We start from the raw sequence: 18,671 nt of genomic DNA, 5'->3' as shown, positions 1-18,671 counted from the left end.
CGTCGGTAGGCTCGAACCGATGACTTCGCCGACTCGCCCCGAGATTCCTCGCATGGAGATTTCTCGCTTTGAGAACGGCGAGAACTCTGAGCCTGAGACCCTCGAATCTCCGGCGACTGACGCTGTTCGTGCTGAGGGGGAGTCGTCGGAATCTGCGACCGCTGACTCCGAATTCGCTGACTCCACGGTCGCTGATGCTGACTTCGCAGACTCCGAGTTCTCCCGGGCCGAGGCTCTGTTCTCGGAGGCTGAGAAGCCTGACCCAGCGATTCCGGTCCCCGAGGCCGTCATTCGAGCTGAGCCGACACTCTCGGCACGGGTGCGACGCAATCGCATCATCGTCGGGGCGTCGCTCGCTCTGATTGTTGTCGTAGTGCTGGGCGTCGTCATCGGCAATCTCCTCGTCGCCGGCGACGGCTCGACGCCCGCCCCTGGCGCCGGCGCGATTGTCGAACCCACGGCCACGGCGCATCCGGTGAATGGGTTCGACCGCGCCGCCCACTCACTCGACGACCCGGAAAGCCCGTGGATCGTGGTCAACAAGCAGCGCCCCATCGTTCCGGTCGACTTCACTCCGCCTGATCTCGTCGCCGTGAAAGTGCCGCACACCTGGGCGCCCCTGCTGCGGGCCGACGCCGCAACCGCGGTCGAGGCGATGTTCGCTGCGGCGACCAGCGAAGCGGGGCTCAGCCTGGAGTCGAACAGTGCATTCCGGTCGTACGCCTCCCAGGTCGAGGTGTACACCAGCGAGGTCAAATCGGCGGGAGTCGCAGCCGCAGATCTCAGCACGGCACGACCGGGGACGAGCGAACACCAGACCGGCTTGACGATCGACATCGGTGCGGAGAGCGGCGCCTGCCGTTTCAACGTCTGCTTCGCCGACACCGCTGAGGGGCAGTGGTTGGCCGCCAACGCCTGGCGCTTCGGGTATCTGCTGCGTTACCCGGCCGACAAGGTGGCCGTGACGGGGTATGAATTCGAACCGTGGCACTTTCGCTACGTCGGTACCGACCTGAGCACCGAGCTTCACTCCACCGGAGTGTCGACCCTCGAGGAATTCTTCGAACTGCCTTCCGCGCCCACCTACTGAGCACACCGACCGGGTGCACTTACTGGCGGGCGTGAACCCGCGTGCGCACCGCCCTCCGCGCCGAGTGGTTGGATTGAGGGCATGGATGCCTCGACTGACTGCGCTGCCGATCTCACCGACCACTCTGCCGCCACCACAGCTGCGGCGGCCGCTGACCGGGTCGATCAATACATCGACGACCTCGCCGCATTCATCACGGCATCGCCGTCGTCGTATCACGCAGCGGAGGAGGTGGCGCGGCGACTCGATGACGCCGGCTTCACCCGTCTCGATGAATCAGCGGCCTGGCAAGCCGGCGCCGGTCGCCGCTACGTCGTGCGCGACGGCGCAATCATCGCCTGGATTCAGCCGAACGGAAGCACAGCGACGACACCGTTTCGAATCCTGGGTGCACACACCGACTCGCCCGGCTTCAAACTCAAGCCGAAGCCGACGATCGAAAGCCACGGTTGGCTGCAGGCCGGCGTCGAGGTGTACGGCGGGCCCCTGCTGAACTCGTGGCTCGACCGCGAACTCGAGCTCGCCGGGCGTCTCGTCACCCGCGACGGAGAATCGCACCTGGTGCGCACCGGGCCGTATCTGCGCATCCCGCAGTTGGCCATCCACCTGGACCGGGAAGTCAATGACGGTCTGAAACTCGACCGGCAGCGGCACCTGACGCCGGTGTTCGGGGTGGGCGGAGGCACCGCCGCCGATCTCGTCGGACATCTGGCGGCGCTCGCCGGGGTGGCCGCGGAGGATGTCACGGGGTACGACATCCTGACCGCCGACACCGCACGGCCGACACGGTTCGGCCGGGACAACGCGTTGTTCGCCGCCGGGCGTATGGACAATCTGACGAGCGTGCACGCCGGGATGGTGGCGCTGCTGGCCGAGGCCGCGCGCGAGGAAGGCGCCCCCAACGCGCCGGCGGGCGGGCAGATCAGCGTGCTCGCCGCGTTCGACCATGAGGAACTCGGCTCTGAGTCGCGCTCCGGAGCCAGCGGACCGCTGCTGGCCGACATCCTCACCCGCATCAGCGGCGCTCTCGGCGCAACCCCGTCGGAACAGCTGCAGGCGTATGCCTCATCGTGGTGTCTCTCGGCCGATGCCGGGCACTCTGTGCACCCGAACTATTCCGAGCGCCATGACCCGGCCAACCAGCCGGTTGCCGGGGGAGGGCCGCTGCTGAAGATCAACGCGAATCAGCGCTATGCGACGGATGCCGTCGGCTCGGCCCTGTGGACCCGCGCCTGCGAGCAGGCCGGCGTGGCGTCGCAGGAGTTTGTGTCGAACAACACGGTGCCGTGCGGGAGCACGATCGGTCCGCTGACGGCAACCCGTCTCGGTATCCGCACACTGGACGTCGGGGTGCCGCTGCTCTCGATGCACTCGGCACGGGAACTCTGCCACGTCAACGACCCTGTTGCGCTCTCGGCGGCGATCGAAGCCTTCTTCGCCGGGGCGTAGGCGGGCCGCTCGCCGGGCCGTCGCGCCGCGCGCGGCCTAGAGTTTTCCGGTCAACTTGCGGTGAAACGCCGTGCTGCGCTCGTCGAGACCCGTGAACGTGACGGTGGCGCCACGCCCGCGGTAGGTGGTTTCGACCGAGTCCATCACGGCGACGGTCGACGCATCCCAGATCTGTGCCCGGCTCAGATCGACGACGACGGATGCCGGGTCGTCGGCGTAGTCGAACTGCTCGACGAGGTCGTTGCTGCTGCCGAAGAAGAGCGGCCCGGTGACGACGTACGCCACCGAACGCTCGTCGGCGGCAAGGGTGCGCTCCACCGTCACCACATGCGACACGCGTCGGGCGAAGAGCACCATTGCGAGCACCGCGCCCGCCGCCACGCCCAGGGCAAGGTTGTGGCTGGCAACGACCACGGCGACGGTCGTGAGCATGACGATCGTCTCTGACAGCGGCATCCGTTTCAGAGTTGATGGGGCGATGCTGTGCCAGTTGATGGTGGTGAGCGCGACGATCATCATGACCGCGGCCAGGGCTACCATCGGGATCTTTCCCATCACCTCGCTGAGCGCGGTGACCAGCAGCAGGAGGAAGGCTCCGGCGACGAATGTCGACACGCGGGTGCGGGCCCGGCCGAGTTTCACGTTGACGAGTGTTTGGCCGATCATGGCACAGCCGGCGATTCCGCCATACATCCCGGCGAGAATGTTCGCGATACCGAGCGCCCAGGACTCCCGGCTCTTCGGCGAGGTGGTGTTGGTCAGCCCGTCGACGAGTTTTGCGGTGAGCAGGGTTTCGATCAGGCCGACGAAGGCGACGCTCAGGGCTGTCGGCCAGATGATGCCGAGCGTCTCCAAGTTCAGCGGAACCAGCAGCGGCGTGATGCCGGGCAAGCCACCGGAGACATCTCCCTGATCGCTGACTGTCGGCACCGACAGGTGGGCGACCATCGTGATCGCCGTGACGACGACGATGGCGACGAGCGGAGCGGGCACCGCCGTAGTCAGGCGCGGCAGAAAGAGCACGATCACGACGGTCACGACGAAGAGCGGATAGACCAACCAGGGCACGCCGAGCAGATGCGGCACCTGAGCGACGAAGATCAGAATGCCGAGAGCATTGACGAAGCCGATCATCACCGACCGGGGGATGAATCGCATCAGCCGCGCGAGGCCGGTCACCCCGAACAGAATCTGCACCAGACCCGCCAGCACCACGGCGGGCAGGAGGTACTCGACGCCCTGCTCCTTCACCAGCGGCGCGACGACCAGGGCGACCGCACCGGCCGCCGCGGTGATCATGGCGGGCCGGCCGCCGAGAATCGACATTGAGATCGCCAAGACAACGGATGCGATCAGGCTGACCTTGGGGTCGACGCCGGCGATCACCGAGAACGAGATCACCTCGGGAATCAGCGCCAGCGTGGTGACAACTCCGGCGAGAACTTCGACGCTGAGCAGTTTCGGGTTGCGCAGCGTGGCACGAACGGTGGGGGAGGCATGCGATTTGCCGGGGTGTTGGGGCACTGTGCAACTGTAGGTGCTCCACGCGCCCGGGGGCGGTGCTCGCGACGGGTGTGAGGTCAGCCGGTGCTGCTCGGAGTTGATCTCTTCGATGGCCGACGGGGAGGACGCCGCAAGGTTTCACTCGCTTCAGTTTCACGGTCGACACCGTGCCGGCCGTCACGCGGCCCGGGGTCGGGCAGGGCAGGCAGTTGATCGAGATCGTCGAGAACGAGGGCGCGCAATGTGCCGTTGGCATCGACGACGATCTCGCCGACCACGACGGCGCCTTCGGCGATGGCGAGGCTCTCGACGCGGGTGACCGAGGCGATTCTCGGTGCGGAGGCAGGCTTCGACGGGGACGCGCCCGGTTGCAGCAGCGTGTTCCGCCAGGCGAGGTCTTCGGCCAGCGGTGTCGCCGGCCGGCGCGTACGAGAGCCGCGGCGCCGAGGTGGCACCATCCGGGCGATCGCGATCCCGTGCCGCGTCACAACGACCTCCTGGCCTGATTCGGCGCGTGCGATCAGTACCGAGACATGTCGCTTCGCTTCGTCGATCGGAATCACCAACGCAGTGGCTGCGCCGTGCAATCCCGAGTTCACCGGAAAGGGGTCGTACTCGTCGTCGCGATCGACCCCATGTCGCCCGTCGCGCGGGCCGGGGTCCGGAAGTGCCGGAAGTTGGTCTGGATCGTCGAGGTATTGCATGTCGGAACCCCTCTCCATTGACGGATGCCCGTGGCGATGCTTTCTTCGACGCTACGCCTCCACTGCAACGCGCGCTAGATCGGCGCGTTCTCGAGTGACGTTCCGTGGCGAGTTGCACTACGAGTTGCGCTGCGAGTTGCACCGACGCACGTGCGCACCCTATAGTCGCTGTAAACGTTCTCGTAAACGTTTACAGACATGACACCCCCCTTCACCGTTGCATGGGAGCCAGATGGCCGAGACAAGGAAGTCCACGCTCGTACTCGTGGCCGAGCGTGCGGGGGTGTCGATCGCCTCTGTCTCTCGAGTTCTGAACGGGCTGCCTGCATCCGCCGCCGTCACTGACCGTGTGCGGCAGGCTGCCGATGAGCTGGGCTACGTGCCGGATGCGACGGCGCGCTCGCTCAAGGTCGGCAAGACCGAGCAGATCGCGTTGGCTGTCGCTGACGTCGGAAACCCGGTCTATGTGGCGATGATGCACGAAGTCTCCCGGGTGGTCGCCGACGCCGGCTACCGACTCGTCGTGTCATCGACCGGCAGCGATCCCGACGACCAAATCACGCTGCTGACGAGTCTGAACCGCGGGTTCGCTGACGGTCTCATTCTCAGCCCGCTCCGTGTCACCGACGCGCTGATCAGCCACCTGCGTTCGAGCCGCCTGCCCATCGTCGTGATCGGTTCGCTTCCCGACGGCGTCGAACTCGACAGTGTGCGCGCCGACTCGGCAGCCGGCATGGGCCTGGCGATCAAGCATCTGGCCAAGCAGGGTCGCCAGCGCATCGCCTTCATCAACGGCCCCGTCGACACGGTGCCGGGAGCCGCACGACTCAGCGGCTACACCATCGCGATGACGAAGCGGGGCGTCGCGATGCACGGAGACCTCCAGGTCAATGCCGATGACTTCACCTTCAAGGCCGGCCTCGTCGCCACCGAAACACTTCTCGACCAGGCGACCCCCGACGCAATTGTCTGCGCAAATGACCTGCTCGCCGTGGCGGCACTCAAGGTGCTGACGCGTCGGGGATTCTCTGTTCCCGATGACGTGGCGCTTGTCGGCATGGATGACACCGACATCGCGGAACTCACCACCCCATCGATCACGAGTGTCAACCTGGGCTCGGTCAAGCGTGCGCGCACAGCGGCCAAGTTGCTGATCCGACGCCTCACCGAGCCCGACGCCCCGATCAAACAAATCGTCATCGAACCCAAGCTCACCATCCGCGAGTCCTCCGTCGTGGCTTCCGGTACCGCATCACCGACCGGCCCCGGCAGAGAGGGAGGTGTTGACGCATGACGTCGACATTGACTTCGCCGCCGAGACCGGTGGATTCCCGGCCAATCGACCTCACCGAGAAGCCGAAGCGTAAGCGTAAGCGCGCGAGCGGCGCACCGGGCCAGGGTGGTCGTGAAGCGTGGCTGCTCGTGCTTCCCGCAATGATCCCGGTCGTCTTGTTCAGCGTGTACCCGCTGGTGCAGGGCATCCTTCTCGGGTTCACCGATGCCAAAGCCGGCCTCGGCGTCGTCACCTCGTTCAACGGGGTCGACAACTACGTGCGTTTGGCCGGCAACGAACTGTTCTGGAACTCGTTCCGGATCGGGCTGATCTGGGCATTTGGCGTCACCATCTTGCAGTTCCTCGCCTCACTCGGACTCGCGCTGCTGCTCAACCTCGACCTGAAGCTGCGCTGGCTGGCCCGCACCCTGGCGTTGGTTCCGTGGGCGATGCCCCCGGTTGTCATTGCGATCATGTGGCGGCTCATGCTCAACCCGAACTCGGGTCCCATCAACGAAACACTCCGTGCGCTCGGGCTTCCGGGCGACACCAACTGGCTGGGCGACTTCTCGACCGCCCTTCCCGCCGTCATCATCGTCGGTGTCTGGGCCGGAATGCCGCAGACGACGATCACTCTGCTGGCCGGACTGCAAAACGTGCCGGCCGAACTGCATGAAGCAGCGTCGATCGACGGGGCCGGTGTCTGGCAGCGCTTCTGGCATGTCACCCTTCCCGCGCTCCGGCCCATCATCGTGGCGATCACCACGCTCGACCTGATTTGGAACTTCAACTCGTTCGCACTCGTCTTCGTGTTGACCGCGGGCGGTCCCGGTGGGCAAACCATGCTGCCGATGCTGTTCGCCTACAACGAGGCGTTCCGCTACGGCAACTTCGGCTACGCGGCGGCAATGGGCAACGTCATGGTCATCGTGATCGCTGTCTTCCTCTTCGTCTATCTCCGCAGCCAGGCAAGGAGTCGTCTGTCATGACCCAGGCCGTGTCTACGAAACCAACCAGAATGCCCTCCAGCGCGGCAGGCCGTCGCATCGGCCGCCCGCTGCAATACGTGGCCCTCGTCGCCTACATCATCTTCTTGGGCTTCCCGCTGCTCTTCCTGCTTTCGACGGCGTTCAAAACGCCGCAGGAATTGCAGTCCCCGAACCCGACGTTCTTGCCGAACAGTCTCAATTTCGACAACTTCTTCGCGGCCATCGAGAAGGCGAACCTGGTGCAGGCGGCCGGCAACAGTCTCATCGTTGCCGTGACGACCACGATCATCGTCACCATCATCTCGCTGCCGGCGGCCTACGCCCTGGCGCGGTTCCGCACCAAGATGCGGGGGATCGCCACCGGCTGGATTCTGCTCAGTCAGGTCTTCCCCTTCATCCTGATCATCATCCCGTTGTTCCTGGTGCTCAAGCAGATCGGCCTGGTCAACAACCTGCTCGGGCTGATCCTGGTCTACACGGTCTGGTCGTTGCCGTTCGCGCTCTGGATGCTGCAGGGCTATGTGGCCGGAATCCCGGTCGAACTCGAAGAGGCCGGGGCCATGGACGGCGGCTCCCGGCTGCTGATCCTCCGCACGATCGTGCTGCCGCTGCTGGCGCCGGGACTCGTTGCCACCAGCCTGTTCACCTTCATCTCGAGCTGGAACGAATTCTTCTTCGCCCTCGTGCTGATCCAAGACCCGGAGTTGCAGACCTTGCCGCTCACGCTCGCCCGATTCGTCGGGGCAGAGGGGCAGGTTCAGCTCGGCCAGTTGGCGGCAGCAGCATTGCTGGCCACCATCCCCAGTCTTGTCTTCTTCGCCCTCATTCAACGCCGGCTCACCTCCGGCCTGATGAGCGGGGCAGTCAAGGGTTAGCGCACGACACCCTCAAAGCAGTCACACGCAGTGAATACACACAACGCAGTGCATAGACACAAAGGAGTACAGACAATGAAAAGACGGGCTGCACTAGCCACCGGCGCCATCGTGGTCGCCGGAGTCTTGACCGGTTGCGCATTCGGAAGCGGTGGAGGAAGCTCCGCCGGAGGCTCCTCCGAAGGACCGGTGACGATCACCTTCCAGAGCCTGGCCTACCAGGATTCAACCGTTGCCGCGACGAAGGACATCGTCGACGCCTGGAACGCTGACAACCCCGACATCCAGGTCAAACTGACCCAGGGCAGCTGGGACAACGTTCACGACCAGCTGGTCACCCAGTTCCAGGGCGGCACCGCACCCGACGTCATTCATGACGAGTCTTCGGACATCCTCGGGTTCGCCAACCAGGGGTATCTCGCCGACCTGAGCCCGTACCTGAGCGATGACGTCAAGAAGAGTGTCTCTGACGACGTCTGGTCGACCGTGACCACCGACGACGACAAGATCATTGCGGCTCCGACGCTGTTGCAGACCTATGTGGTTTTCGCGAACACCGATGCTTTTGCTGCAGCGGGCGTCGAGGTTCCGACCGGCGACGAACTGACCTGGGACAACCTGGCCGCCGCCGCCAAGGGCCTCACCGCCGACGGCAAGTACGGCGTCGGCTGGGGGCTCAAGCAGCCCACCGCCGCCGTGATGAACACCGCACTCGGCTTCGACGGCACCTTCTTCACCGGCACCGGCGACACCGCGAAGATCACGGTCGGCGCCACTGAGCTCGAGGTGCCCAACCGCATTCACGCGATGGCATACGACGACGGTTCGATGGACCCGGTCACCCTGACGCAGAGCGGGTCGGATGTTCTTCCCGGCTTCCTGGGCGGAAAGTACGCCATGTACATCGGCGGCAACTACCTCGCGCAGCAGATCACCGAATCGGCACCGGACGGCTTCGACTGGACGGTGCTTCCCGCGCTGGCCGGCAGCGCCGGAACCGTGCAGGCCGCCAACCCGCAGACCATGTCGGTCGCCGCGGAGAGCAAGCACGTCGAGCAGTCCGCGAAGTTCATCAACTACTTCATGGGCGCCTCGAACCAGGCCAAGCTCGGCGAAGGTGACTGGTTGATTCCGTCGTCGAGTGAGGCACGTGCCGAGCTCGAAGCCGCCACCGCCGGTCAGACCGGATGGAAAGAGATGCTGGCCACGGGTGAGAACCTCGCCGGCGCTCCCTTCCAGAAGACCACGAACTACCCGCAGTGGAAGGACCAGTACGCGACCCCCGGGCTGCAGCAGTACTTCGCGAACTCCATTTCAAGCGAGGACCTGGCCAAGCAGCTCACCGACGGCTGGACCTCGATCGGCGGATAGCCGGATCAGAACCAGCGAAGCAGGATGTCGAATCGGGCGAGACGAGAGTGTCGCCCGGTTCGGACTCCAGCTTCGAGTGTCACCGCACCATCGCGTGACTGCATCACCGCATCACCGCAACACACTCATCACCACCCGATCATCACAGCATCAAGGAGAAATCTGATGGACCTGCTCGAGGACAAGGCAACCGGAGCACTCGCCGGTGCGGCCATTGGCGATGCGCTCGGAGGTGCGGCGGAAGGCAACACTCCGGAGGCGATCCAGGAACGCTACGACGGATTCATCACGGGAATCGTGCCGCCGTTCCTCTCGGATTGGAAGAATGCTCGCCCGATCTCGCCGTACCACAAGGGCGATGGGCACATCACCGATGACACCCTGATGACCAACGTTCTCGTCGAGGTCTACGACACCGTGCGCGATCACCTCGACGCCTTCGACATCGCCGAACACCTGGTTCCCCTGCTCTCGAGCGAGAAGCGCTGGATCCCGGAGCTCGAGACCGAATCGCTACTGTTGCACCGCATCTTCCTGGCCGAGAAATGGCTGGTCACCCGGCTTCAGTACGGCCACATCGATCCCCGCGAGGCCGGCGTCGGAAACATCGTCAACTGCGGCGCGACGATGTACGTCGCCCCGATCGGAATCGTCAATGCCGGATCGCCGGATGGCGCGTACGCCGAAGCGATCGACGTCGCCGGCGCACATCAATCGAGCTACGGACGCGAAGCGGCCGGGGTTTACGCCGCGGCAGTGGCCGAAGCCCTGCGCGTCGACTCGTCGGTAGACCAGGTCATCGCTGTCGCCCTGCGCCTCGCCAAAGACGGCACACGCGACGCAATCGAAGCAGTCGTCGAGGCCGCCGTGTCCGTCACCGACTGGCGAAGTGGCCTGGCCACCCTGCGCAAGGCCGTCGAACCGTTCGACACGGTCGGCCCCAACTACCGGGCTCCCGCCCGTGACGCGCGGATTCCGAGCCGCACCAAGTCGATCGAAGAACTTCCGATCGCGCTCGGCATGCTCGTCGCCGCTCGCGGAGACTATGCGGAAGCAGTTCTCGGCTCGATCAACTACGGGCGTGACTCCGATTCCATCGCCGTGATGGCGGGTTCGATCGCCGGTGCACTCGGCGGCACGGCCAGCCTTCCGCGCGAATGGGTCGACGGCGTCAACGAGGGAAGCCGGATGGACATCTTCGCGACAGGCCCGACCATGGCCGCCGTGGCCCGCGATGTCTGGGCGGCCGATCAGCGACGATTCGACAGCCGCGCCGGCGCGATGGGCGCGCTGGCCGCATCCGCCGCCGTACCGGCTGGCATCGCAGTCGCAGCGGGCGCCAAGTAGTGCTGCGCCTCAGCTGGACCCAACCCGAAGACCTGCTGCCACACGCGCTCGTCGCCGCCGACCTCGACGGGGTCGAGGTCGGCGAGATCCGCCGGCGCTGGGTCAGCGCCGGAGGAACCGACGTCGCCGCGGTCAACGGCGCGACACCGGTCCCGGCCACCCCGCCGCTCCGGTCCCTGGCCCGCACACTGCTGCGCGAGATTGACGAGCTCGCGGTTCCCCGGGCGTTGAGCGTTCGCGAACCAGAGCAGTTGGCCGAGATTCTGGCCCTGGCGCCGGTGTCGCCCACTTTTCCGGCGGTCTCGGCCGACGAACTGTCCGACCGCGTGCTCGGCGCCTGGCTGGGCCGCGCTTCGGGCTGTCTGCTCGGCAAACCCGTGGAGAAGATCTCGCGAGAGGGCATCCGGGCCATCGCCGAATCGACCGGCAACTGGCCGGTCGCCTCGTATTTCACTGAGATCGGTCTCGACCCGGACGTCGCAGCGGCCTACCCGTGGAATCGTCGCAGCCGCCCGACCAGCCTGGTCGAGAACATCGACGGCATGCCCGAAGATGACGACCTCAACTTTCCACTGATCGCGCTCGATCTGCTCGAACGGCTCGGCACCGAGTTCACCACCGACGATGTCGCCCAATCCTGGCTCGCCAATCTTCCCGGCGGACGCGTCTTCACTGCCGAACGGATCGTCTACCGCAACCTGCTCGACGGCTACGAGCCGGCCGATGCCGGGGCCGTGCAGAACCCGTTCCGGGACTGGATCGGCGCCCAGATTCGCACGGATGTCTACGGCTGGGTCTCGCCGGGCGCCGCCCGGCGCGCCGCGGCGATGGCCTTCACCGACGCCAGACTCAGCCACGCACGGAGCGGCCTCTACGGCGCACTGTTCGCAGCCGCCGCCTGCTCTGCCGCCCTCGTCGCCGGCAGCGTCGGCGAGGTCATCGAAGCGGGATTGAGCGTCGTACCGGCCGAGAGCCGCTATGCCGCAGCCATCCATTTCGGCGTCACCGTCGCCGAGTCGACGCTCGACACCGAGGCCGCGCTCGATGCGATCTACGCCGAATACGGTCGGCTGCACTGGGTGCACGTGCTGAACAACTCGGCACTGCTCGCCTTCGCACTCACCCGCAGCGGTGGCGATTTTGCCACAGCCATCACGCTCGCCGTAACGGGAGGGTGGGACACCGACTCGACCGGTGCAACAGTCGGCTCGATCTGTGGGGCGTTGGCCGGGGCATCCGCTCTGCCGCCGACCTGGATTGACCCCTTGCGCAACACGCTCACCTCGAGCATTCCGGGATTCAACGAGTCACCCTTCGACGAGCTGGCCGAGCGCACCGTCGTCCTCGCCCTGGGGGAGACCCGATGAGCACGCTGCTGCACCACAACGACCCCGACGAGACGAACACCAACGAGATCAACCCGTTGGTGCCCCGGTCGATCGACCTGCCCACCGTTTTGCCGGCCGATGGGCTTCTCGATCCGGCCGTCGGTGACATCGCCAAGATCTTTGCCGCCCCCGCCAACCCGGCCGCCTGGCCCGCCTGGCGTGCAGCGATGCAGGCCTGGCGCGACTCGGCGCGGGAACGCCTCGACTACAGCGGGGCGATCTACGAACTCGATCACTCCCGGTGGACCAGGGCCTGCTACAGCGTCGCACTGACCTGGCTGTTCGACGAGCGTCTTTTCGATCACGCCCGTCAACGATTCACCGTTGACGCCTACCTGGAGTCGACCGGCGATCACGGCGGATTCGACGGCATCGTGCTCTGGCACGCCTACCCGATCATCGGCATCGACGACCGCAACCAGTTCGATTTCTATCGCGATGTGCCCGGCCTCGCCGACCTGATCGCCGAGTTTCAGAACCGCGGCCTCAAAGTCTTCATCGACTACAACCCGTGGGACACCGGCACCCGCCGAGCGGCGCATGACGACCCGGCGGAATTGGCCCTGATCGTGGGTGAACTCGGCGTCGACGGTGTCTTTCTCGACACCATGAAAGAGGGGGACGCGGGTCTCATCGCTGCCCTCATGAACGCCGAGCCCCCGCAGGTGCTTGAGGGAGAGTCGCGGGTTCCCAATCAGCGCATCGAAGACCATCAGCTGAGCTGGGCCCAGTGGTTTGCCGACAGCGACGCACCCGGCGTCATGCGCGCACATTGGTATGAGCGCCGGCACATGATGCACTCCACCCGCCGGTGGAACCACGACCACAGCGCCGAGCTGCAGTCGGCCTGGATGAACGGCACGGGGATGTTGGTCTGGGACGCCGTCTTCGGCGTCTGGGTCGGCTGGAACGCGCGTGACAAGGGCACGTTGCGACGGATGCTGCGCGTGCAGCGGGCGTTGAACCCGGTCTTGGTCGAGGGCGAGTGGACCCCGCTCACCGACGCCAGGCCCGAAGCCCTGGCCGCCGGCGTCTACGCGTCGCGGTTCGAGCTCGGCGACCTGACACTCTGGACGATCGTCAATCGCGAAACAACCGACTACGTCGGGGCGGTGCTGCAGCAGAACGCCATTCATGGCCTCCTCGTCGACGTGACGACGGGGCAGCCGCTGCCCGATGGGGCCACCACGGTTCCCGCCCGAGGCGTCACCGGAATCCTGGCGGTTCGGGGCGAGCGGCCCGACTGGCTGGCCGACCTGCTCGCGGTCGCCGCGGCCGACCTGGCCGACCCTGCCCTGGCCGGCGCCGCGCAGGCGGATACGACGTTCCCCGCCCGGTTTGCACACCGGGTCGACGCCGTGCCGAGCGAGAGCGCGACCCCGCCCGCCGATGCCGTCGGCGTCGCCGCGGGCACCCGCGTGTTGCCCGTCGCCCATCGCCGGCGCGAATCCGGCATGTACCAGGGGGCTCCCTATCAGGAGGAGTGGAAGCCGCTTCCGCCCCGCCTGCACGATGCGCGCCTCGACACGGTCGAGGCCACCCTCGGCGACGTCGCCGTGGCCAGCCACGAAGTGACCGTTGGTCAGTTCATCGCGTTCCTGGTCGACAGCGGCTACACCCCGGTTAGTGCGAACCGGTTCTTCACGGCGGATGCCGCGTCGTCGGTCGACGCGCCGGCGACCCGTGTCAACCTGGCCGATGCCCGCGCCTACGCCGCCTGGGCCGGCGCCCGCCTGCCCACCGAGTTCGAATGGCAGGTCGCTGCGGCCGACCCCGGATTCCACCGTTCGAGTCCGGTCGTGTGGAACCTGACCGAGAGCGAACACAGCGACGGAGTGACCCGGTTCGTCATGCTCAAGGGCGGGAGCGACCACCAGTCGCTCGGCTCCGATTGGTATGTCGATGGCGGGCCGAAATCCGCGGACTTCAGCCTCAAGCTGCTGGTCGCCGGTCTCGGCATCGAACGATCCTCCAACATCGGTTTCCGGCTGGCGTGGGATCTGGCGCCGGCGGGAGCGGAGGCGACCGATGACTGAACCAGTGGCATCGGGCGGCCCGCTGACCGGCATCCGTGTTCTTGACGTTTCGACGCTCTTCGCCGGCCCGTTGGCGGCGACGTTCCTCGGCGATTTCGGTGCCGATGTCATCAAGGTCGAGCACCCGGCCAAACCCGACGCGGCCCGGGGGCACGGCCCCACCAAAGACGGCGTGAACCTGTGGTGGAAGACGTTGGGGCGCAACAAGCGCACCGTCACGATCAACCTCGGTGCGCCGGACGGTGCAGCACTGCTGCTCAAGCTTGTCGCGGATGCCGATGTACTCGTCGAGAACTTTCGGCCCGGCACGCTGGAGCGTTGGGGACTCAGCCCGGCCGCGTTGCACGCGGTGAACCCGCGTCTGGTGATCGCCAGGGTGACCGCGTTCGGTCAGTTCGGCCCGTACTCCGCCCGCCCGGGATTCGGGAGTCTCGCTGAGGCTATGAGCGGATTTGCGGCGCTGACCGGTGAGCCAGACGGCCCGCCCACTCTGCCGCCGTTCGGTCTCGCCGACGGGATCGCGGCGTTGGCCACGAGCTATGCGATCATGGTCGCGCTGCGCGGCGTCGAACAGGGAACGGGCATTGGCCAGGTCGTCGACATGGCCATCATCGAACCCATTCTGATGCTGCTCGGTGGCCAGATCACGGCCTTCGATCAGCTCGGGACGGTGCAGCAACGAACCGGGAACCGGTCGGTTAACAACGCACCGCGCAACGTCTACCTCACCGCCGACGACGAGTGGGTTGCCGTGTCGACCAGCTCCCAGTCGATCGCCGAACGTGTCATGCATCTGGTGGGGCGCCCCGAACTCGTGACCGAACCCTGGTTCGCGTCGGGGCATGAGCGCGCGCTGCACTCCGACATTCTCGACGACGCCGTCTCCTCATGGATTCGGAAGCGCCCGACGACGGAGGTGCTTGAGGCTTTTGAGCAAGCCCAGGCCGCCGTTGCGCCCGTGTACGACGTGCGCGGAATCCTGACCGACCCGCAGTATGCCGCCCTCGGCACTGTGCAGAGTGTGGAGGATGACGAGTTGGGACCGCTGAAAATGCAGAACGTGCTGTTCCGCCTCTCCGGCACGCCGGGAGGTATCCGCTGGGCGGGCCGTCGGCACGGCCAAGACACCGCTGCCGTGCTCGACGAGATCGGCGTGAGTCAGGCCCAGCTTGAGGCGCTCCGTGAACGGGGGATCGTATGACCGAGCAGGGATTCACTGCGGCCGCGACGACCGAACCGAGCGGGCCAGACTGTTCGACGCTCGTGACCGGGCTGTATGTGCCAGGGGACCGGCCCGACCGCTTCGACAAGGCCGTCGCGACGGGCGCCGATCTCGTGATTCTCGATCTTGAGGATGCCGTCGCCCCCGATCAGAAGGCGACCGCCCGTGTCGCCGTGGTGCGGTGGCTGAGTGCGCGCGGCCAGAGTACGACCGGACCGGTGATTCAGGTGCGGATCAACGCACACAACGGCGACGATCACGGTGCCGATTTTCGAGCCGACCTGACCGCGCTTGCCCCGGTGCGGGCTTCGTTCGAACTGCGCGTTTCCAAGGTCGAGACCGCCGAAGACCTCGATGCTGTCGTCGCGCTCGCTCCCGGCCGCCCCCTTGCCGCACTGATCGAGACCGCGCGCGGCGTCGAGAACGCCCAGCTCATCGCGCAGCACAAGGCCGTCGTTCGGTTGGCGCTCGGGGAATCCGATCTGGCGAGTGATCTCGGAACGGCGGACCCTGCGGCCATGGACTACGCCCGGGTTCGGGTCCTGTTTGCGGCGCGGGCCGCAGGGTTGCCCGCCCCGATGCTCTCGGCGTTCACCGACATCCGCAATGTTGAGGCGCTGCGCGCCGACACCGAGCGCGGGCGTGCGCTCGGCTGGGTCGGTCGAACCGCCGTGCACCCGACCCAATTGGCGGTGATCGCCGACGTCTTTCGTCCGGGCAGTGACGCCGTGGCCTGGGCGACGGCGGTCGTGGCTTCGATTCAGGACGGCGGAGTCTCGACCTTGGCCAGCGGGGAGATGGTCGACCCGGCCATGCTCGGCCGGGCCCGCTCGATCCTCGGGCTCGCGACACGGTTCGACGCCTCGCCGAGCCCGAGTTCGCCCACCCTCAACTGACCACCCCACAACCAGCTCGACCTGACGAAACCCCGAGAAAGGGAACCACAATGATGTGGAAAAAGACCATCGGAGTGACACTGTCGCTCGGACTTTTCGCGACCTCAACCGTCATCGGTGCGGCTCCCGCCTACGCTGCTGCCGGCAGTCAGCTGGTTGCCGGCAGCGCGCCGAGCGGTGCCGTCGGCGGCGCCGTCGACTTCACCGTGTATCTCCCTGCCGGCTATGACGCGAACGCGGCGACAACGTATCCGTCGCTCTACCTCCTTCACGGCCGCGGCGACACGCAGGCTGCCTGGCAGCAGGAGGCCGGCGCGCTCGACGAGCTCATCGCATCCGGTGCCATCCCGCCGATGATCGTGGTGATGCCCGACGCCCCGTGGAGCAACGGCGGCAGCTACTACGTTGACTCGGAGTACACGGGCACCGGCTCGGGAACGACGCCGGGGGTGAAAGTCGAGACGGCATTCACCACCGACCTTGTCGGCTACATCGATGCGAACTATCGCACACTCGCCGACCGGGCGGCTCGGGCCGTCGGCGGCTATTCGATGGGTGGCGCAGGGGCGCTCCGCTACGCGACGGTGCATCAGGATCTCTTCTCGGCCGGACTCGTGTTGAGCCCCGCCGTCTACGCCCCATCGACTCCGGTTGACTCGTCGACGCGCGAGTTCGGCGCCTACGGTGTCGGCAGCGCACTCTACGACGAAGCCCGGTATCAGGCGCTCAACTACCCGGCTTCATTCGCTGCGCTGGACCCGGCACTTCCTGTGCACCTGTTCATTGGTGTCGGTGACGACGAATACGCAAACCCGAAGCCGGAAGACGCAATTCACGACCTCGACTACGAAGCGGCAACCCTGTACAACCAGGCCAAGCGGGTGCCCGGGGTGAGCGCCGAGTTGCGCGTCTACGACGGAGGCCACGAGTGGGGAGTCTGGGACGCGGGGTTTCGGGAGGGCATTGTCGACCTCGCCGGATATCTGCAGAGCGAGCCTGCCGCTCCGTTCGCCGGCGCACAGTTCGGTTCGGTCGGCGACGACAGGGCGGGTGGAGTGCTCGGTCTGGCCGACGGCAGCGTCATCCACGCGGTGAACGCCGCTGACTCGCTGCTCGGACAGAACGCCCTGGGCGGCTTCGATGTTGTGGCGCAGAAGCTCGATTCGACAGGGAAACAAGTTTGGGTCACCCCCATCGCGACCGCCCTGAACGAACGCTCCTACGGGGTCGTCGACGGCGGAAACGGGTCGGCAATCATCGCGGGGTTCATGAGACAGAACCACAACGGCGGATCAAATGACGACGCGTTGACCGTCAAGCTCGATGCTGACGGAACTGAACTCTGGCGCACAACGTTCGGTTCTGAATCGGCGGCCGACCGCGTCTACGGTGTCGCCTCCGACACGAAGGGCGGAGCCTTTCTCACCGGATACACATCGGGCACACTCCCGGGCGGCACGAGCGCCGGCGACAAGGATGCGATCGTCGCCCACGTCGATGCGGCGGGGACTGTGCTTTTCGCGAATCAGTTCGGAAGCACCGGTGAAGACAAGGGATTCGCGGTTGCTGCGAGTGCCGACGGCGGCGTGTACGTGGGCGGGGTGGGTGGCGGCGCGATGCCCGGCACGACTGCGGCTGGGGGATCCGACGGTTGGATCGCGAAGTTCACCGCCGATGGCACGCGCGAATGGCTGACCCCGGTCGGCACGGCAGCCAGCGACCAGGTCTCTGCGCTTGTCGCAACGGCATCCGGCGTGGTGGCTACTGGATTCACCGGTGGCACGCTCGGCGCGGCCGCAGCCGGAGAAAATGACGCGTTCATCATCGCGTTGGGCGCCGACGGTTCAACGCAGTGGACGACGCAGACGGGTTCAGCTGGTGATGATCGCGGGGCTGCGATTGCCACGGATGCGGCGGGCCGGATCCTGGTCGGCGGCCACACCAACGGGCGCATCAGCGCCGGTGCCGGTGGCGTCGACGTCTTCACACTGACCATCGACCAGGCGGGAACCGTTACTGATCGTTCGCAGTTCGGCTCTGTCGAGCGTGACGGCGCCGACGAGTACGACGAGGCGAACCTCTACCTCTCAGGCGGAAACGGATCAACCTGGATTCAAGGCCTGACGGCAGGACAGGTCGCAGGCGCCAAGAATTCGGGGGCCGGGGACGTGTTTCTGACCAGCGTCGACTTTGCTGCAGTCAGCGTCGGGGTGCCCGCGGTCGTTCCCCCCGTTGTCACGCCGGGCGTTGACCCTGACGGGTCGGGAACCGGCGGACTTCCGGGAAGCGGGTCGGAGCCGGGGTCGCCCGCGTTGTTCGGATCGGCGCTGACGCTGACCGGCGTCGACGCCGCTCGACTCGCCGCTCTGGCCGCGCTCCTGCTGATGGCGGGCGCGGGCGTTGCCGCCGTGCGTCGCTCAGGCAGGGGTACGGCACACTGACGCTGGGATGCTGCGTGCACGCGATGCGCGCAGCATCCGCTCTGCGCAGCATCCACTCTGAGAAGCATCGCGGTCGAGACTCACCCG

Annotated in this window: 14 protein-coding genes; 12 read left to right on the top strand and 2 right to left on the bottom strand. The window is 66.3% G+C overall.

Annotation, left to right across the window (positions count from 1 at the left end):
* Positions 1-19: 19 nt before the first annotated feature.
* Both AC1DCF_RS02910 and AC1DCF_RS02905 read left to right on the top strand, forming a co-directional pair.
* The gene (locus tag AC1DCF_RS02910; protein WP_477209698.1) at positions 20-1,090 is read left to right on the top strand and encodes a M15 family metallopeptidase; all 1,071 of its coding nucleotides are present in this window, start codon (positions 20-22) and stop codon (positions 1,088-1,090) included.
* Positions 1,091-1,171: 81 nt separating this feature from the next.
* Positions 1,172-2,539 carry a M18 family aminopeptidase gene (locus AC1DCF_RS02905; protein ID WP_477209697.1) on the top strand — a complete coding sequence of 456 codons (1,368 nt, stop codon included), beginning with the start codon at positions 1,172-1,174 and terminating at the stop codon, positions 2,537-2,539.
* 36 nt (positions 2,540-2,575) lie between these two features.
* Here AC1DCF_RS02905 and AC1DCF_RS02900 read toward each other — a convergent pair whose 3' ends face one another.
* Both AC1DCF_RS02900 and AC1DCF_RS02895 read right to left on the bottom strand, forming a co-directional pair.
* Positions 2,576-4,063 carry a SulP family inorganic anion transporter gene (locus AC1DCF_RS02900; protein WP_477209696.1) on the bottom strand — a complete coding sequence of 496 codons (1,488 nt, stop codon included), beginning with the start codon at positions 4,061-4,063 and terminating at the stop codon, positions 2,576-2,578.
* A 56-nt stretch (positions 4,064-4,119) separates the two neighbouring features.
* The gene (locus AC1DCF_RS02895; protein WP_477209695.1) at positions 4,120-4,746 is read right to left on the bottom strand and encodes a type II toxin-antitoxin system Phd/YefM family antitoxin; all 627 of its coding nucleotides are present in this window, start codon (positions 4,744-4,746) and stop codon (positions 4,120-4,122) included.
* A gap of 232 nt (positions 4,747-4,978) precedes the next feature.
* Here AC1DCF_RS02895 and AC1DCF_RS02890 point away from each other — a divergent pair, with 232 nt between their 5' ends.
* The 10 genes from AC1DCF_RS02890 (at position 4,979) to AC1DCF_RS02845 (ending at position 18,584) form a co-directional block, all read left to right on the top strand.
* The gene (locus tag AC1DCF_RS02890; RefSeq protein WP_477209694.1) at positions 4,979-6,040 is read left to right on the top strand and encodes a LacI family DNA-binding transcriptional regulator; all 1,062 of its coding nucleotides are present in this window, start codon (positions 4,979-4,981) and stop codon (positions 6,038-6,040) included.
* Complete coding sequence (locus AC1DCF_RS02885; protein WP_477209693.1) at positions 6,037-7,008, top strand: carbohydrate ABC transporter permease; 972 nt, start codon at positions 6,037-6,039, stop codon at positions 7,006-7,008. The genes AC1DCF_RS02890 and AC1DCF_RS02885 overlap by 4 nt, the downstream gene beginning before the upstream one ends.
* A 29-nt stretch (positions 7,009-7,037) precedes the next feature.
* Positions 7,038-7,883, top strand: a complete 846-nt coding sequence (locus tag AC1DCF_RS02880; RefSeq protein ID WP_441791060.1) for a carbohydrate ABC transporter permease — start codon at positions 7,038-7,040, stop codon at positions 7,881-7,883.
* 75 nt (positions 7,884-7,958) lie between these two features.
* On the top strand, positions 7,959-9,254 hold the full coding sequence (locus tag AC1DCF_RS02875) for an ABC transporter substrate-binding protein (protein WP_477209692.1): 1,296 nt from the start codon (positions 7,959-7,961) through the stop codon (positions 9,252-9,254).
* Positions 9,255-9,419: 165 nt separating this feature from the next.
* The gene (locus AC1DCF_RS02870; RefSeq protein ID WP_477209691.1) at positions 9,420-10,601 is read left to right on the top strand and encodes an ADP-ribosylglycohydrolase family protein; all 1,182 of its coding nucleotides are present in this window, start codon (positions 9,420-9,422) and stop codon (positions 10,599-10,601) included.
* Entirely contained in the window at positions 10,601-11,968 is a 1,368-nt protein-coding gene (locus AC1DCF_RS02865) for an ADP-ribosylglycohydrolase family protein (protein ID WP_477209690.1), read from the top strand. Before AC1DCF_RS02870 ends, AC1DCF_RS02865 begins: the two co-directional genes overlap by 1 nt.
* Positions 11,965-14,025 carry an SUMF1/EgtB/PvdO family nonheme iron enzyme gene (locus AC1DCF_RS02860; protein ID WP_477209689.1) on the top strand — a complete coding sequence of 687 codons (2,061 nt, stop codon included), beginning with the start codon at positions 11,965-11,967 and terminating at the stop codon, positions 14,023-14,025. The genes AC1DCF_RS02865 and AC1DCF_RS02860 overlap by 4 nt, the downstream gene beginning before the upstream one ends.
* Positions 14,018-15,226 carry a CaiB/BaiF CoA transferase family protein gene (locus AC1DCF_RS02855; protein WP_477209688.1) on the top strand — a complete coding sequence of 403 codons (1,209 nt, stop codon included), beginning with the start codon at positions 14,018-14,020 and terminating at the stop codon, positions 15,224-15,226. The genes AC1DCF_RS02860 and AC1DCF_RS02855 overlap by 8 nt, the downstream gene beginning before the upstream one ends.
* Positions 15,223-16,143 (top strand): HpcH/HpaI aldolase/citrate lyase family protein, encoded by a 921-nt coding sequence (locus AC1DCF_RS02850; protein WP_477209687.1) that lies wholly within the window; start codon positions 15,223-15,225, stop codon positions 16,141-16,143. The genes AC1DCF_RS02855 and AC1DCF_RS02850 overlap by 4 nt, the downstream gene beginning before the upstream one ends.
* Positions 16,144-16,193: 50 nt before the next feature.
* Positions 16,194-18,584, top strand: coding sequence for an alpha/beta hydrolase-fold protein (locus AC1DCF_RS02845; protein WP_477209686.1), 2,391 nt, complete (start codon positions 16,194-16,196; stop codon positions 18,582-18,584).
* Positions 18,585-18,671: the final 87 nt, after the last annotated feature.

Source organism: Leifsonia sp. 10L418 (assembly GCF_056395445.1).
This window is presented reverse-complemented; position numbering and strand designations above follow the sequence as displayed.

What these genes read in the sequence shown, in the direction of transcription:
- AC1DCF_RS02855 (WP_477209688.1), top strand. Translation starts at nt 14,018, where the DNA reads ATGACTGAACCAGTGGCATCGGGCGGCCCGCTGACCGGCATCCGTGTT.
- AC1DCF_RS02895 (WP_477209695.1), bottom strand. Translation starts at nt 4,746, where the DNA reads ATGCAATACCTCGACGATCCAGACCAACTTCCGGCACTTCCGGACCCC.
- AC1DCF_RS02870 (WP_477209691.1), top strand. Translation starts at nt 9,420, where the DNA reads ATGGACCTGCTCGAGGACAAGGCAACCGGAGCACTCGCCGGTGCGGCC.
- AC1DCF_RS02850 (WP_477209687.1), top strand. Translation starts at nt 15,223, where the DNA reads ATGACCGAGCAGGGATTCACTGCGGCCGCGACGACCGAACCGAGCGGG.
- AC1DCF_RS02860 (WP_477209689.1), top strand. Translation starts at nt 11,965, where the DNA reads ATGAGCACGCTGCTGCACCACAACGACCCCGACGAGACGAACACCAAC.
- AC1DCF_RS02845 (WP_477209686.1), top strand. Translation starts at nt 16,194, where the DNA reads ATGATGTGGAAAAAGACCATCGGAGTGACACTGTCGCTCGGACTTTTC.
- AC1DCF_RS02890 (WP_477209694.1), top strand. Translation starts at nt 4,979, where the DNA reads ATGGCCGAGACAAGGAAGTCCACGCTCGTACTCGTGGCCGAGCGTGCG.
- AC1DCF_RS02875 (WP_477209692.1), top strand. Translation starts at nt 7,959, where the DNA reads ATGAAAAGACGGGCTGCACTAGCCACCGGCGCCATCGTGGTCGCCGGA.
- AC1DCF_RS02910 (WP_477209698.1), top strand. Translation starts at nt 20, where the DNA reads ATGACTTCGCCGACTCGCCCCGAGATTCCTCGCATGGAGATTTCTCGC.
- AC1DCF_RS02880 (WP_441791060.1), top strand. Translation starts at nt 7,038, where the DNA reads ATGCCCTCCAGCGCGGCAGGCCGTCGCATCGGCCGCCCGCTGCAATAC.
- AC1DCF_RS02905 (WP_477209697.1), top strand. Translation starts at nt 1,172, where the DNA reads ATGGATGCCTCGACTGACTGCGCTGCCGATCTCACCGACCACTCTGCC.
- AC1DCF_RS02885 (WP_477209693.1), top strand. Translation starts at nt 6,037, where the DNA reads ATGACGTCGACATTGACTTCGCCGCCGAGACCGGTGGATTCCCGGCCA.